Raw genomic sequence first — 14,341 nt, forward strand, 5'->3', positions numbered from 1 at the left:
GCATGCCTATCGACATGTCGACAAGCCGTCACGACGTCACGGCTTCCACCCCTGCTCAGCCCAGTTCCCGGCCCACCGCGCAGACCACTGCCCAGCTGCGCCGCACCCACGACGACGCGCCCGACACGGCAAGCCGGTTCGCCCGGCTCGCCGCACTGGCGGACGGGCCGGAACGGGACGCCCTGCGCGACGACCTCGTCACCGCGTGGCTGCCCATGGCCCACCGCATCGCGGGCCGGTTCCGCGACCGCGGGGAGGCGACCGAGGATCTGCGCCAGGTGGCGGCCCTCGGCCTGGTGAAGGCCGTCGACCGCTTCGACCCCGAGCGCGGCGCCTTCGAGAGCTACGCCGTGCCCACCATCACCGGCGAGATCAAGCGCCACTTCCGTGACCGAATGTGGGCCCTGCGCGTGCCCCGCCGTGTGCAGGAGCTGCGCAACAAGGTGCGCGTCGCCCGCCGGGAACTGGCCCAGGCTCCGGGCGCCCCCGAGCCCTCGGTCGCCGACGTCGCCGCGCACACGGGTCTCACCGAGGACGAGGTCGCGGCCGGTCTGGAGGCTCTGGAGAGCTTCAGCACGCTTTCGCTGGACGCCGAGCTCCCGGCCGGCGACGACGGGTACAGCCTCGCCGACACGCTCGGCGCCGCCGACTCCTCCTTCGACACCGTGGTGGACCGCGAGTCCGCCAAGGAGGGTCTGCGGCGGCTGCCGGAACGCGAACGGGCCATCCTGTACATGCGTTTCTTCGAGGACATGACGCAGAGCAGGATCGCCGACCAGCTGGGCATCTCCCAGATGCACGTCTCCCGGCTCATCAGCCGCAGCTGTGAGCGGGTGCGCCAGGAGGCGCTGCGTTGACACAGCAGGACACCCATCCCTTCACCACCGGGTCCGTACCGAAGGACGGAGAGAAGAGACCCATGCTGATGCCCCATCCTGCCGTTCTGCGCAAACTCGTCGACGAGTACGAGGCGTTGAGGGAGTCCGGCGCGGGCGACCGGCATCCGCAGGCCCGCGACCTCGCCTACACGCTGTGCGTGTCCACCGGCACCAGGGACGTGCGGCACGCCCTGGAGACGGCGCGCCAGTGGCTCGACGCGGCCTCGGCCGCCGACGCCGCCGGACGCCACACCGACGACGGCCCGCGGGTGTACGCCTGAGCGGCCGGGACGGGCAGGCGCACCACGGCAACGGCCGCGGTGCGCCTGCCTTTCTGTGCGCCCGCCCTCCTGCGCGCCTGTCCTCCTGTGCACCTGTCGGGGCCACGCAGGCCGGCGGGTGTGTACGGCCCGAGCCGGGGCATGCGGATCTCGCGAAGTTCGGGGAGGACCAGGGGAGGCCGGGATGAATGCGAGTGCATGGGCGCGCAACGGGCGCGCCGAGGCGGAGCGGGCGGCGCGGGGGTCGCTGACCAAGGGGGCGGCCCGGGCCGGGCTCGCCGCGCGCGGGGTGATCTATCTGCTGGTGGGCGTGATCGCCCTGCAGATCGCCTTCGGCGAGAGCGCACAGGAGGCCGACCGCCGCGGCGCCCTCGCCGAGATAGCGGAGAAGCCCTTCGGCGCCGTCCTGCTGTGGGCGCTGGGCGTCGGACTGGTGGGCATGGCGTTGTGGCGGCTGTCCGAGGCCGTCTTCGGCGGGGCCGGCGCCGACGGGCGCAGCGCCAAGAAGCGGCTGACCTCGCTCGCCCGGTGCGCCTTCTACTCCTTCGTCGCCTACTCCGTGCTGGAGTTCGCCGCCGGTTCGGGCGACGGGGGCGGTTCCAGCGACGAACAGTCCCGCGACGTCACCGCCCGGGTGCTCGGCCTTCCCGCCGGACAGTGGATCGTCGGCGCGGCCGGCGTCGGGATCGTCGGCGTGGGCCTGTGGATCGGGGCCCGCGCCGTCATGCGCTCCTACCGCAAACAGCTGCGGCTGGGGGAGATGTCCCCGGGTGCACGGCGCATGGTGGACGTCACCGGAGTGGGCGGCGGTGCGGCCCGCGGGCTGGTGTTCGCGGCCGCCGGGGCCTTCGCCGTCCGGGCCGCCGTGGACTACCGGCCCGACAAGGCCAAGGGGCTCGACGACACCCTGCGCTCCTTCGCCGGCACACCCGCGGGGCCGGCCCTGCTGGCCTGCGTCGCCGCCGGGCTCGTCCTCTTCGGACTCTTCTCTTTCTGCATGGCTCGCTGGCGCAAGGTCTGACGGCCGTCTGCCGGGGAACACGGACCAAATGAACGAAGCAGAGTTCCCGCGCGACGGACGGCCCGTGGACATGTATCTCGACCTGCTGCGCGTCCGCATGGACAGCGACGACTACCAGCTCCTGCTGGAGGTCGTCGCCCCGGCGCTGCGCGCCCTCGACGACCAGCGACCAGAAAGCATCGACTTCGCCCTCGACCCGCAGGAGACCCAGGACCTGCCGCAGGAGATCCGCGACGAGGCCGCTCTGGTCATCGCCACTGCGGTCACCGGCCGGCTGGACAACCAGCTGGTGGAGATCCAGGTGGACGGAACCGGCCCGGTCCGGGTGGTCACCGACGCGGTCACCGCGTCCGACCCGTCCCGGCTCGCCGAGATAGCCGGCTGCATCCAGCAGCGTCAGAAGGACACCGAGGCCCTGCGGGGCATCGCGGCGGCCAGCGGAATGCCCACCGACTTCTGAGCCCCGCCGGGCCTCCCCACCGCCCGCGGAAACCCCCGGCCGCGTCCGGGTCCGCTCCGGCCCGCTCTCACTTCGGCGCCGCAACCGGCGCCCCGAGCGGGCGGGCGAGGCCCACCACCGCCTCGTCCAGGCGCTGGAGATGCCGCAGCACCCGGTCGGTCACCCGCCCGTAGCGCGGTGTCCCCGGGACGCCAGGACTCAGCAGCGCGGCGACGCTCGGCCCGGCCAGCACCTCCGCCGTGCTCCGCTCGTCCGTGACGCGCGCGTCGATCGCCCCGATGTTGTGCAGGATGCGCGCACCGGCCCGGCGCAGCCGCGGATCCGCCGCTATCGACGGATGGGTGGGCAGCAGCTCCGCCGTGGCCGCCAGGGACCGGGCGTGGTAGGCGCAGGTCTCCAGCAGCGCGACGACGTAGCGGGCGGTGTCCCGCCGCGACCGCAGCGGGGTCACCGGGTGGGTCAGGGGCTGGGTGGCGGCCCGCAGATCGGCCAGGGCCTGGTCGAGGTCGCGGGCCTGCTCCAGCAGATCGGCCGGGGAAGCGCCGCTCAGCTGTTCCACGGCCGCCTCGGTGACCCCGCTCAGCCGCTCGAGCACGGTCGCCAGCAGTTCGTCGGTCCGGCGGTCCGTATGCACCGGCAGCACCAGCGCCGCCGCGACGATCCCGCAGGCCGCGCCCAGCGCCGTCTCCTCCACCCGCAGCACCAGCACGGACAGGCTGTAGGTGTGCAGCAGCGTGTACAGCACACCGAGCGCGGCGGTCACGAAGAACGACATCAGCGTGTACGACAGCGGCGCGGTGTAGAACATCGCGAACACGCACAGCAGCACCACCGCGAACGCCGTCCACGTGTGCTGGCCGACCAGGCCCGCCAGCACGATGCCGGCCACCACGCCGAGCACGGTGCCCAGCAGCCGCCGGTAGCCCTTGACCAGGATCTCCCCGGTGGAGGACGTGTTGATGAACACGATCCAGCAGGTCAGCACCGCCCAGTACCAGCGGTGCGCGGAGAGCAGCTCGCCGCCGATGATGGCCAGCGAGGACCCGACGGCGACCTGCACGGCGGCCCGGGTGGTCGGCCGCCGCAGCCCGGTGACCTCGGCCGCCGGGGTCTCGTCCTCCTCGGCGCCGTCGATCGCCGCGTCCTCCGCGTCCAGCTCCTCGCGGGAGCGGGCCGTCTCGGGGCTGTCGTCGGACTCGTCCTGCGGCCCGTCGAGGGCGATCCGCAGGCCCAGCACCGCACGCGCCGTCTCACCGATGCCCCGGAAGACGTCCTGCACCGGAGGCGGCGCCTGCGGCAGGTTCTCCTCCTCCCGGTAGTCGAGCAGCCGGTTGCGCACCTGCGACAACGCGGTGCCCGACCCCGCCTCGACGGGATGCCGCACCAGCAGCCGCAGGGCCCGCAGATCGCGGCGGAGGGTGCCGAGCGCCTCGTCCCGCACCGGGAGCCGGGTGGCCTCGGGGAGCGGCGCGCCGGGCAGGTGCAGGGTCAGGGTGTCGGCCCGCTCGGCGCTGCGGGCGGTGAGGAGGAGCAGCCCCAGCCGTTCGGCGGCGATCTCGGCGTCGGCGATCCGGCGCTGCACCAGACGGGCGACCGTCTCGTCGGGCGTGCCCTCCGCCAGCCGGCCCTGGATCATCATGGCCGTCTCGTGCAGCCGGGCGGTGCCCTCGCGCACCTGGCCTAGAGCCTTCTCCGCGTCGTCCCGGCCGGCGTCGAGCAGGTCCAGCTGGGCGTCCAGCAGCTGGGCGAGCCGCGCCCGGAAGGCCTGCCGCAGCCGTTCCAGAATGCCGGACGGGGTCTGCGGAACGAGCAGGAACCGGGCCGTCGCGCTGCACACGAAGGCCACCGCGACGACCCCCAGGTAGCCGGGCAGGGACGAGGTCCCGACCCCGACGAACAGGGCCATGAAGTAGACCTGGAAGCCGATCAGCCCGAGGGCGGTCCCCCGGTCGCCGAACCGGCGGCCGTAGACGGCGCAGAAGATCAGGGCGAGGAAGAAGAAGTCGCCGGCCACCGTGCGGGAGCCGAGCAGCGCCGCGAGCGACACCGAGGCGAGCGCCACGGGCAGCCCCAGCGCCAGGGTGACGGCCTGCCTGCCGCGCTGCTTCTCCCGGACGGCGAAGGTGGCGACCATCGAGGCGATGGCGCCCGCCACCAGATGCGAGACGTCCGCGCCCAGCAGGGAGAGCACGGCCAGCGTGAGGGCGATCGCGCCGACCGTCCGCAGCCCCGCCGCCAGACGCAGCAGCCCGGGATCGGATGCGGCGACCCGATCCCGCCACCGTGCGCCGAACGCCCGTGCCGCAGCCCTCACGCCGTCGTACTCTCCTGCCGTGCGGATGTCAGGCGGTATCCGGGCCGGTCCCCTCGACCCGCGCCCGTACCTGCTCGGGCGTCAGATAACTGTCCGTGTACTCGAAGTCCTTCAGTTTCGCGGTCCGGCGCGCCTGGAAACCGGTCCGCACGAAATCGTCGCCCGCGATCGCGTTCAGCGTCCAGTTGGTCAGGACCCGCGCCTTGGCGACCCCGGTGCGCAGCGCCGACCAGTGGTAGCCGCGCGCCACGGCCTGCGCGGGCAGCCCCCGCAGCGGGATGCCGAGCGGCTTGGAGACGGCGTCGGTGCCGCCGAGGTCGACGACCAGACCGAGGTCCTTGTGCACGTACGGCCGCATCGGCCGGCCCCGCAGCGTGGCGATGACGTTGTCGGCGACGACCTTGCCCTGCCGCATCGCATGCTGCGCGGTGGGCGGGCAGACCGCGCCCTCCTCGCCCTTGGCCCGGTCGGGCACGGCGGCGGCGTCCCCGAGCGCGAACACCCCGTCGTGCCCGGGCAGGTTCATCTCGGCCCCGACCACGAGCCGCCCGCGCTGCGTCTCCGCGCCGAGCGTCGCGATCAACGGGCTCGCCACGACCCCCGCCGTCCAGATGAGCGTCCGGGTCGGGATCACCCTCCCGTCGGTGAAGGTGACCTCCTCCGGGCCCGCCTTGGCGATCGAGACGCCCAGCGAGATGTCGATGCCGCGCTTGCGCAGCACCTCCTGGGCGCTGCGGCCCAGCTTGTCGCCGAGTTCCGGCATCAGCTTCGGGGCGATGTCGATGAGATGCCACTTGATCAGGCTCGGGTCCAGCCGTGGATAGCGTTTGACCGCGTTGTGCGTGAGCAGTTGCAGACAGGCGGCCGTCTCGGTGCCGGCGTAGCCGCCGCCGACGACCACGAACTGCAGCCGCGAGGCCCGCTCGGCGGGGTCGTTGCTGGCGTCGGCGAGGTCCAGCTGAGTGATGACGTGGTCGCGGATGTACGCGGCCTCCGCGAGGGTCTTCATCCCGAACGCGTGGTCGGTCAGCCCGGGGATGTCGAAGGTGCGGGTGACGCTGCCCGGAGCCAGCACGATGTAGTCGTACGGCTCGTTCACGATCTCGTCCGTGATGGTCCGGATGACGCAGACCTTCGACGCGAGGTCCACGCCGATGGCGCCGCCCGGGATGATGCGGGTGCGGTACTTCCTGCTGCGGCGCAGCGATACGGCGATCGACTGGGGCGTCAGCACGCCGGAGGCGACCTGCGGCAGCAGCGGCAGATAGAGCTGGTAGGCGAACGGTGTCACCAGGGTGACGTCGGCCTCCGCGGCGGAGAGTTCGCGTTCCAGTCGCCGAACGCACCCCACCCCCGCGAAGCCCGCGCCCACCACCAGGATCCTGGGTCGTGTCACGATGTCCATCCCTTTCTGCGGCTCCAGGCGGTCTGCCCCGACGTCATGCGCGTGCCCCGCCCCGGGCCGTTCGCACCTCATCGATACCACCGCGCCCGGACCGGTTCCGCCAGTCGGGCGAGGCATGCAGACGAACGTTTCTCCTGAGGTCAGCGTCGTACCCCCCGATGGACCTGTGTACGCCCCGGTGCTTCGGGTAGGCCGACGTACATGACAAATCCGGTGGTCCGAGAGCAGTGACGGCGGGGTACGCGGACAGCTCCGACGACGGGCGGTGGGCGAACCGCGGTCGGCAGGCGCGGCAGGTCGCCGACGCTGTGGAGAGCCTGGTTGCCTGCTGGCTGTCGGCGGCGGAGGAGGCCTCTCCCCGGCTGCCCGCCCGGCAGCTGCACGCCCTGCGAACGGTCCGGGGCCGCCCGGAGCTGAACCTGACGGCGCTGGCCGAGCACCTCGGCGTCGGCCTGCCCACCGCGAGCCGCCTCTGCGACCGGCTGGAGGTCGCGGGGCTGCTCGAGCGGACCGTGCAGCCGCACAACCGGCGTGAGGTGCAGCTCGTGCTGACCGCCTACGGCCACCGCGTCCTCGCGGACGTGGCCGAGCGCCGGGTCAGGCGGCTCACCTCGGTGTTCGAGGCCATGACACCGGCCCAGCGGGCCGCTCTCGAGCACGGACTGTTCGCCTTCCACCAGGCCCGCTCGGCGACGGGGCCACCGGCGTCCGGCCAGGGTCCCGCCGGTCCGGACGGCTGACCGCCCCGCTCAGGCCCCGCCGCGCCCGTCGCCGACCCGGCTGCCGACGCGGCCGGCGGTGCGGCCGTCGACCCGGGTGCCGACGTGGCCGTCAGCCTGGCCGTCGACCCGGCTGTCGATGTGGCTGTCGATGTGACACAGCAGCAGACAGACGTCGTCGTCGCGTTCGGAGTCGCTCAGCATCGGCTCCAGGATGCGCTCGGCCGCCCCGTCCAGGTCCGCGTCAAGCTCCTCGGCACGGAACCCGCCGAGCGCCGCCGCCAGCCGGTCGATCCCCGGGTCTATGCCCTGCGCCCGCCGCTCGACCAGGCCGTCGGTGTAGAGCGCCAGCGTGGAGCCGGGCTCCAGCGGCACCGTGTGATCGGCGATCTCCTGGTGCAGGGGGATGCCGAGCATCGCCCCCGGCTTGGCGTCCAGCGTGCGCACCCGCCCGTCCGGGCCGCGCAGCACGGGCGGCGGATGACCCGCGGCCGCCCACGTCAGCACGGGTTCGCCGGGTCTGAATCGGGCGATCACGGCGGTCGCGTACAAGTCGGGCTGGAGGTGGTGCAAAAAGGTGTGCAGCCGGGTCAGCAGCTCGCCGGGGCTGCCCCCGTCGACGGCGTAGGCGCGCAGCGCGGTGCGCAGCTGGCTCATCATCACCGCCGCATGCAGCCCGTGCCCGGTCACGTCGCCGATGACGGTGATCAGGCTGCCGTCGGGCTGCCGGAACGCGTCGTACCAGTCGCCGCCGATGTTCAGCCCGTACGTGGCCGGCAGATAGCGGGCCGCCAGTCGCAGCCCCGACGGGGCGGGCAGTTCCGTCAGCAGGGCGCGCTGGAGGGTCTCGGCGATGTCCCGGTTGTGCTCGAAGCGGCGGGCGTTGTCGAGCGCGCCGCCCGCCCGCCGGGTGAGCTCCACGAGCATGACGGCGTCGTCGGGGTCCCAGCGCTCGCCGGGCGGGGTGAGCGTCAACACGCCCAGCGGCGCGCGGCGCGTCGGCAGCGGCACGCACAGCAGGGGCCGGGTCGGATGCAGCGCCGACGCCGGCTGGTCGTCCACCCCGGGCAGACCGCCGGGGTGGGCGGCCGCGTACTGGGGCCTGCCGGTGCGGGCCGCGATCACCGCGGCCGCGGGGCGCGGAGCGGACGCCCCCCGCTCGTCCTCGGCGTCGAACAGCCACACGTCGACCGTGCGGGCGTACTCGGGCACCAGCAGCTCGGGCAGCCGCCGCACGATCTCCTCGTGGTTGAGGGAAGCCGTGAGCGCGGCGCTGGCGTCGGCCAGGAAGGTCAGCCTGCGGCGGGCGCTCTCCGCCTCCCGGCGCGCGGCGCGTTCCGCCGCGAAGGCCTCGCGCTCGGCCCGCCCGGCGGCGTCCAGGTCGGCGTGCAGCGCCAGGACGCCCTGGTTGGTCTGGTGCAGCTCCTCCCGGTGGAAGGCGACGAGCTGCTCCTGCTCGGCGAGCCTGTCCAGCACGAGCGCGGTGTCCTCGTCCGCGCCGAGCAGCGCCTCCGACAAGGCGGTGACGTCGCCCGCCACCGGATCGCAGACGGGGGCCGCGGCCCGCTCCGGGGAGGACACGGCGGACCGCCACGGCGATTCGTCGCCGGCGGGGGAGGCGGCGACCTCGACGTGCAGCGACCCCCGGGCCACGGTCAGCTCGAGCCGCCAGACGCCGCCCTTGGTCAGACACCGGCGCAGCCGCGCGCTGAGCGCGGCCGACAACCGGGTCCGCTCCAGCGGTGTGACGCCGTACGCGGCGGCCACCCGGGCCACGGCGATACGCGCGCGTGCCGCGTCGTCGACGGCCTCGATCCGCCAGCTGCGCTTCATGGACGGTCCGACGGGCTCGGGGACAGGACGGCGACGGCGGTGTCGTCCCGGACGGGGCGGGCGGAACTGCCAGCGTCGCGCACCGTGACGGCGGCCGTGAGCGCGGGGTCCGCGGCCAGCAGACGGGGGTCGGCGGGTGGCGCCCAGCGACTGGGCAGCCCGTCGCTGTGCAGCACGAGCAGCCGGTCCGCGGCCCAGTCGGCCTCCGTCTCCGGCAGGGTGGCGGGCCGGTGCACGCCGACTATGCCCGGCCGGGAGATCAGATGCCGCCAGGAGTCGCCCTCGCGCAGTCGCGCCCCGATGTTGCCGATGCCGGCGAAGCGCAGCCGCCCGGCGCGCAGGTCGAGCCGGGCCACCCCGACCGCCGCGCCCCGTGTGCCGCGCAGCGCGGCGTCCAGGCGGCGCAGCAGCTCGGCCGGCGGGAGGTGGGCGCTGCGCCGTGCCTCCGTCACCGCCGCGGTCGAGGCGCGGGCCGCCTCGGGGCCGTGTCCCAGGCCGTCGGCCATCATCAGTGTCACCAGGTCGCCGTCCCGCACGCAGGTCCAGGCGTCGCCGGAGCACTCGTCGCCCCGGAAGGGGATGTTGACCCCGCCGACCCGCACGGCGGCGGGGGAGTGCGGGGACGGGACGTCGGCCGCCTGCCGGCGGCCGGAGGAGGCCGCCGGGCCGCCGCCGATCCGGGCGAGTGCGACCGTCCCGCGGCCCGGGACGCTGTGCAGGTCGAAGTCGTCCGACAGCCGCCGGCAGGTGCCCAGCCCCGCTCCCAGCGAGCCCGCGGTGGAGAACCCGTCGCCGAGCGCGGCCGGGACGTCGGACATGCCCGGTCCGTGGTCCACGGCGACGATCTGCACCAGCAGGGCCTCGGAGCGTGCGCCCGGCGCGGCGACCGGCTCCACGAGCAACTGCCCGCCCCGCGCGTGCTTGAGCAGGTTCGTGGCCAGTTCGGTGGCGACCAGCGCCGCGTCGGCGGTGCGCGGCCCGTCCAGTCCCGCCAGCGCCGCCGCGCCCTCGGCGGCCACCCGGGCGTCGCGCACCCGTGTCGAGTCGTGCACCGGAACGTCCCACACGCGCGTCATCGGGGCTGCTCCTCACGCGGCCGGGGCGGCCGTGCCGCCCAGGACGTCACGGTGACCGTGGTGCCGGCCCCGGGCGCGCTGTCGATGGCGAAGTCGTGCACCAGCCGGCGCGCGCCGCCCAGTCCCATCCCCAGCCCCTCGCCGGAGGTGAAGCCGTCGCTCAGGGCCTGGTCCAGGTCGGCGATGCCCGGCCCGGCGTCGGTGAACGTCAGCCGCAGCCCGCGCGCCGCCCGTCCGTCGGACACCTCCTGGGCCGCCATCTCGCCGCCACCGCCGTAGACCAGCGTGTTGCGGGCCAGTTCGCTGGCCGCGGTGACCAGCTTGGTCTGCTCCACCAGGCCGAAGCCGAGCGCCGCCGCCGCCTGGCGCACATGCTGGCGCACCCACACCAGGTCCAGGTCCGAGCGGATCGGCAGGCGGGCGTCGACGCCCGCGGACGTCTCGCTCACCGAGGCTCCCGGAGCGGGCCGTCCGGCGACGCCGCGAGCAGTTCCATGGCGGCCTCGGTGCTCAGCGCCGTCCGCAGTCCGGGCAGCGTCAGCCCCAGCTCCACCAGCGTGATCGCCACCGCGGGACGCATGCCGGCCACCACGGTCCGGGCCGCGAGCAGCCGTGCGCTCGCCGCGATCTCGGCCAGCACCCGCCCCAGGAAGGAGTCGACGATCTCCACGCCGGAGATGTCGATGACCACGCCGGTCACCCGGCTGCGGACGATCGACTCCGCGACGTCCTGCTGGAGCTGCTCCGCCGCTCCGTCGTGCAGGTCCCCCTGAAGGGTGATCAGCAGAACGTCGCCGAGCCGCAGCACCGGCACATGGGCGGTGCCCGCGCGGGAGGGGTCGTGGTTCACCGGGTACCCGCACCGCCGGACCCGGCGGGCACGATGCCGGCGCCCAGCCGGTGGAGGGCGTACGCCAGGGCGTCGGCGAGGCTCGACCGGGTGACCACGGGCAGGTCCAGGCCGAGGTGCACGATCGTCTGCGCGATGGCGGGCCGGATGCCCGAGACGACGCACTCCGCCCCCATCAGCCGGACGGCGGCGACGGTCTTCATCAGGTGCTGCGCGACCAGCGAGTCGACGGTCGGCACCCCGGTGATGTCCAGGATCGCGAACCGCGCCTGCTGGTCGACGACCGACTCCAGCAGCGTCTCCATCACGACCTGGCTGCGCGCACTGTCGAGCGTCCCGATCAGCGGCACGGCGACGATGCCGTCCCACAGCCGGATGACGGGCGTGGCGACCTCCATCAGCTGCAGCTGCTGCCGGTCGATGAGGGCCTGGCCCTCGGTCAGCGAGGTCTCCATGACCACCAGCCGCAGGGTGCCCATCAGCGCGGTCAGGGTCGTCGCGCATTCCCTGACATGCTCGGCGGACGCCTCCGGCAGGTCGGTGACCAGGAGGTTCACCACGGGCGTGCGCAGGGCGTCCACCTCGCGGGAGATCTGTGCGCTGCTGAGACCGGCGCGCGCCCGGGCGGCCGCCATCCGGGCCAACTGCTCGCGCACCGACGTGAATCCGGCGCTGTCGGTGTCCTCCATCCGCTCCGAGAGGGCCACCTGGGCGAGCGCGTCGACGACGGCGCGGCCCGCTTCCACCGCCTCGTCCCGCGAGACCGTGAACACGACGCGGAACAGGGGCTCGTCGGCCCAGCGCTGGGCGATCTGCTCGCGGCGACGGCGCAGGAACGCCCCCACCTCGTCCGCGGGCGCCGCCCGCTCGGCCGGCTCCGCCGCCGTCTCGTCTTCCGGCATCTCTTTCACTCCTCGTCCGCGTGGTGCCGCTGCGGTCCCGACGGTGACGGCGGGACCGGGCCGTGCCCCTCGCCGGGCGACGGCTGTGAGCCGGGGCGGCCGGACGGCGACGGGGACGGCTGGCCGAACCAGTCGAGACACACGACCAGCGCGTCGTCGTCCGGCTCGGGTCTGCCCCGGTGGGTGGTCAGCGCGCGCAGCACCGCGCCCGGCACGTCCGCCGCCGGCAGCAGGGCCGCCGACGCCACCGCCCGGGCGAGCGCCTGCTCGCCGTACGCCTCGCCGCCCGGCGCGACGACGGCGTGCACGCCGTCGCTGACGAACAGCAGCCGGTCGCCGGGCAGCAGGGTGAGCTCCTGAGCCACGTAGTCGGTCTCCTCGAACATGCCCAGCGGGAGCTGGGCGTCCAGGTCCACCCGGGTCAGCGCCCGGTCGCGCACCAGCAGCAGGTGCGGCGAGCCCGCGTCGACGACCTGCAGACGCCCGGTGGACAGCTCGATGTCCACCAGGAGCACCGACAGGTGGGCCTCGCCCCCGTAGTGGGCGTGGATGGCCTGGTCCGCCAGGGCCGCCTGGTCCGCGATCGGGACGCCGGCCCGGCGCGCGTTGCGCAGCGCGTTGATGCCGAGACTGGTCAGCAGCGACGCCTCGATGCCCTCGCCCATCCCGTCGGTGACGCACACCGTCAGGTGGTCGTCGTCGGCCGCCCAGTCGAAGTTGTCGCCGAACACGGCGTAGGCGGGCTGCAGTTGGGCGCCCAACGCGTACTCGTCCCGGGCACAGGACCGGGCCGGGAGCAACTGCCACTGGATCTCGGCCGCCAGGGTCAGCCGGTCCGTGCGGCGCGCACGCCGGTACGCGTCGGTGTCGCGCTCGGCGACGAGGATCTCGTGGCCCAGCAGCTGCGCCGTCTCGGTGAGCTCGGTGAGCCGCTCCCGGGCCTGCGTCCCGGGCAGCGTGACCGACAGGACGCCCAGCCGGTCGCCGCGCACGGTCACCGGCAGGTGTGCGAGGACGAGCCCGTCGCCGAGCTCCTCGACATGGGGTTCCTGGGCGCCGAAGGCGCGGCCGGGCGCGCTGCCGTGCACGGCGGCCGGCGCCGGGACGCTCGTTTCCCGCGCGCCGCCGAACGGCACGGGCAGCAGCACCGTCAGTCCGTAGTCGGCCAGCCGGAGTTCGACCGCTTCCGCCGCGTAGTGGGCGCGCAGCACCTCGCGCAGCGCGTCGGGCAGCCGGTGGGGTGCCGCGGAGCGCAGGGCGCGTCCCGCGGCGACGAGTCTGTTCACGCGGCCGGTCCCGTCGTCGCCCCACGTCGGGTGCGGGCTGACAGTCGCCTCGATCCCTGCGAGAGTGTCACCGTGATGTCCTCCTCCTCGCGTCCGCAGCCCGACCAGGTGGCGCGTGTGACCTCACAGGCGTCCGAGCTGCTGGAAGTCCTGTGGGGTCGCGCCTCCACGGCGCCGGTCTCCGCGTCCCAGCTGCGCGTGCTGTTCATCCTGGAGCACCACGAAGGCATCAACCTGCGCACGCTCGCCGACTCCCTCGGGTCCACGCCGCCGTCCACCAGCCGTCTCTGCGACCGGCTCCAGGCCGTGGGCTTCGTCGAACGCCGGACCGCCGCCGGCAGCCGCCGGGAGCTGGAACTGTTCCTGAGCCGTCGCGGGCGCGCGTTCCTGGCCGACCTCAGGTCCCGTCGGGAAGCGGCGCTGGGGGACGTGCTGGAGCAGATGCCGGCGGTGCAGCGCAGCGCCCTGCTGAGGGGGCTGGAGGCGTTCTGCGCGGCCGCGGCCTCGCAGATCCACGACTCCGACGCCGCTGACGCCCGTACCGCCTGACGGTGTCCCCGCGTGCTCGGGTTCGCCCACAGGCACATCGGTGATCCCTTCCGCATCTGTCCTGCTCACTCTCTTGCCTCGTGCGGACAGTTGTCAAATGACAACTGTCGGGCGGCAGTCGTCCGCACCTGCGCTTTCTCCCGGGAACCGGCGGCGGGCCCGCGTGACCGGCGGGCGGCGGCCGTCGGTCGGCGTCAGCCGGCCGGGGTCTGCGGCCCTTGCTGACGGTCGATGAGCTCCAGGGCCTCGTCCGCCTTCTCCGATATGGGCACCGTGATGCTGACCCCGGTCAGCTCCAGCACCCGGCGCACGGCCGGCCTCGGATCGATCACGTGGACGCTGCCCGGCAGGTTCCGTGCCTCCTGGTAGACCCGCAGGATGATGTTCATCCCGGACGAGTCCATGAACGGGACCCCGGAGAGGTCGATCAGGAAGTGCCGTCGTCCGTGATGGAGCTGGTTGGCCAGATGGGCCTGGAACTCGGTCGCGGTGTCGAGATCCAGATGGCCCTCGACCGTGACCAGAGCGACGTCCTCACGAGGCAGCGTGACCTCGACGGACAGGGGGTTCTGGGCGATGGACACGTGTTCCTCCGAAAGCTGGCGGTCGAGGGCGTCTACCCCGGCAGGCGACTTGGATGCGCCGGGGCGGCGGGCCGGGACGGGCGGGCGCGGGAAAGTTCCCCATCGTCCTGTCCTGCCCCTTTCCACCTGCGGATCCCCGGCCTGTCGGTGCGCACAGCCGGATACCCCCTGACCGCTGCCTCA

15 protein-coding genes are annotated in these 14,341 nt (G+C 74.0%); 6 read left to right on the forward strand and 9 right to left on the reverse strand.

The genetic code is table 11. The features are described from left to right. The first annotated feature begins 2 nt into the window (after nucleotides 1–2). The 4 genes from ACN6LD_RS25580 to ACN6LD_RS25595 all read left to right on the forward strand — a co-directional run bounded on the left by ACN6LD_RS25580 (nucleotide 3) and on the right by ACN6LD_RS25595 (nucleotide 2,640). On the forward strand, nucleotides 3–857 hold the full coding sequence (locus ACN6LD_RS25580) for a SigB/SigF/SigG family RNA polymerase sigma factor (protein ID WP_445044375.1): 855 nt from the start codon (nucleotides 3–5) through the stop codon (nucleotides 855–857). Then, a complete protein-coding gene (locus ACN6LD_RS25585; protein WP_445044376.1) occupies nucleotides 854–1,159 on the forward strand; it encodes a DUF5133 domain-containing protein in 306 nt (101 codons plus the stop codon). Before ACN6LD_RS25580 ends, ACN6LD_RS25585 begins: the two co-directional genes overlap by 4 nt. Nucleotides 1,160–1,343: 184 nt before the next feature. Further along, a complete protein-coding gene (locus ACN6LD_RS25590) occupies nucleotides 1,344–2,180 on the forward strand; it encodes a DUF1206 domain-containing protein (protein WP_445044377.1) in 837 nt (278 codons plus the stop codon). Nucleotides 2,181–2,208: 28 nt separating this feature from the next. After that, nucleotides 2,209–2,640, forward strand: coding sequence for a hypothetical protein (locus ACN6LD_RS25595; protein ID WP_319195528.1), 432 nt, complete (start codon nucleotides 2,209–2,211; stop codon nucleotides 2,638–2,640). A 67-nt stretch (nucleotides 2,641–2,707) separates the two neighbouring features. On the opposite strand, the gene ACN6LD_RS25600 is transcribed toward ACN6LD_RS25595, so the two are convergent. Both ACN6LD_RS25600 and ACN6LD_RS25605 read right to left on the reverse strand, forming a co-directional pair. Next, on the reverse strand, nucleotides 2,708–4,954 hold the full coding sequence (locus ACN6LD_RS25600; protein ID WP_445044378.1) for an FUSC family protein: 2,247 nt from the start codon (nucleotides 4,952–4,954) through the stop codon (nucleotides 2,708–2,710). Between the two features lie 28 nt (nucleotides 4,955–4,982). Then, nucleotides 4,983–6,359, reverse strand: a complete 1,377-nt coding sequence (locus ACN6LD_RS25605) for an NAD(P)/FAD-dependent oxidoreductase (protein WP_319191732.1) — start codon at nucleotides 6,357–6,359, stop codon at nucleotides 4,983–4,985. A gap of 227 nt (nucleotides 6,360–6,586) precedes the next feature. On the opposite strand from ACN6LD_RS25605, the gene ACN6LD_RS25610 reads away from it, so the two are divergent. Further along, the gene (locus tag ACN6LD_RS25610) at nucleotides 6,587–7,099 is read left to right on the forward strand and encodes a MarR family winged helix-turn-helix transcriptional regulator (protein ID WP_445044379.1); all 513 of its coding nucleotides are present in this window, start codon (nucleotides 6,587–6,589) and stop codon (nucleotides 7,097–7,099) included. A gap of 9 nt (nucleotides 7,100–7,108) precedes the next feature. Here ACN6LD_RS25610 and ACN6LD_RS25615 read toward each other — a convergent pair whose 3' ends face one another. Genes ACN6LD_RS25615 through ACN6LD_RS25640 form a run of 6 tightly spaced genes read right to left on the reverse strand, consistent with a single transcriptional unit; the run spans nucleotide 7,109 to nucleotide 13,025 of the window. Next, a complete protein-coding gene (locus ACN6LD_RS25615; protein WP_445044380.1) occupies nucleotides 7,109–8,911 on the reverse strand; it encodes a PP2C family protein-serine/threonine phosphatase in 1,803 nt (600 codons plus the stop codon). Beyond that, complete coding sequence (locus ACN6LD_RS25620; RefSeq protein ID WP_445044381.1) at nucleotides 8,908–9,987, reverse strand: SpoIIE family protein phosphatase; 1,080 nt, start codon at nucleotides 9,985–9,987, stop codon at nucleotides 8,908–8,910. Before ACN6LD_RS25620 ends, ACN6LD_RS25615 begins: the two co-directional genes overlap by 4 nt. Continuing rightward, entirely contained in the window at nucleotides 9,984–10,436 is a 453-nt protein-coding gene (locus ACN6LD_RS25625) for an anti-sigma regulatory factor (RefSeq protein WP_445044382.1), read from the reverse strand. The genes ACN6LD_RS25620 and ACN6LD_RS25625 overlap by 4 nt, the downstream gene beginning before the upstream one ends. Next, complete coding sequence (locus ACN6LD_RS25630; protein WP_445044383.1) at nucleotides 10,433–10,837, reverse strand: STAS domain-containing protein; 405 nt, start codon at nucleotides 10,835–10,837, stop codon at nucleotides 10,433–10,435. The genes ACN6LD_RS25625 and ACN6LD_RS25630 overlap by 4 nt, the downstream gene beginning before the upstream one ends. Continuing rightward, a complete protein-coding gene (locus ACN6LD_RS25635; RefSeq protein ID WP_445044384.1) occupies nucleotides 10,834–11,739 on the reverse strand; it encodes an STAS domain-containing protein in 906 nt (301 codons plus the stop codon). The genes ACN6LD_RS25630 and ACN6LD_RS25635 overlap by 4 nt, the downstream gene beginning before the upstream one ends. Nucleotides 11,740–11,744: 5 nt before the next feature. Next, the gene (locus tag ACN6LD_RS25640) at nucleotides 11,745–13,025 is read right to left on the reverse strand and encodes a PP2C family protein-serine/threonine phosphatase (protein WP_445044385.1); all 1,281 of its coding nucleotides are present in this window, start codon (nucleotides 13,023–13,025) and stop codon (nucleotides 11,745–11,747) included. Between the two features lie 75 nt (nucleotides 13,026–13,100). Between ACN6LD_RS25640 and ACN6LD_RS25645 the strand changes: the two genes are divergently transcribed. After that, a complete protein-coding gene (locus ACN6LD_RS25645; protein ID WP_319191719.1) occupies nucleotides 13,101–13,574 on the forward strand; it encodes a MarR family winged helix-turn-helix transcriptional regulator in 474 nt (157 codons plus the stop codon). Between the two features lie 194 nt (nucleotides 13,575–13,768). On the opposite strand, the gene ACN6LD_RS25650 is transcribed toward ACN6LD_RS25645, so the two are convergent. After that, a complete protein-coding gene (locus tag ACN6LD_RS25650; RefSeq protein WP_319191717.1) occupies nucleotides 13,769–14,158 on the reverse strand; it encodes an STAS domain-containing protein in 390 nt (129 codons plus the stop codon). Nucleotides 14,159–14,341: the final 183 nt, after the last annotated feature.

This window comes from Streptomyces sp. SAS_272, assembly GCF_052543235.1.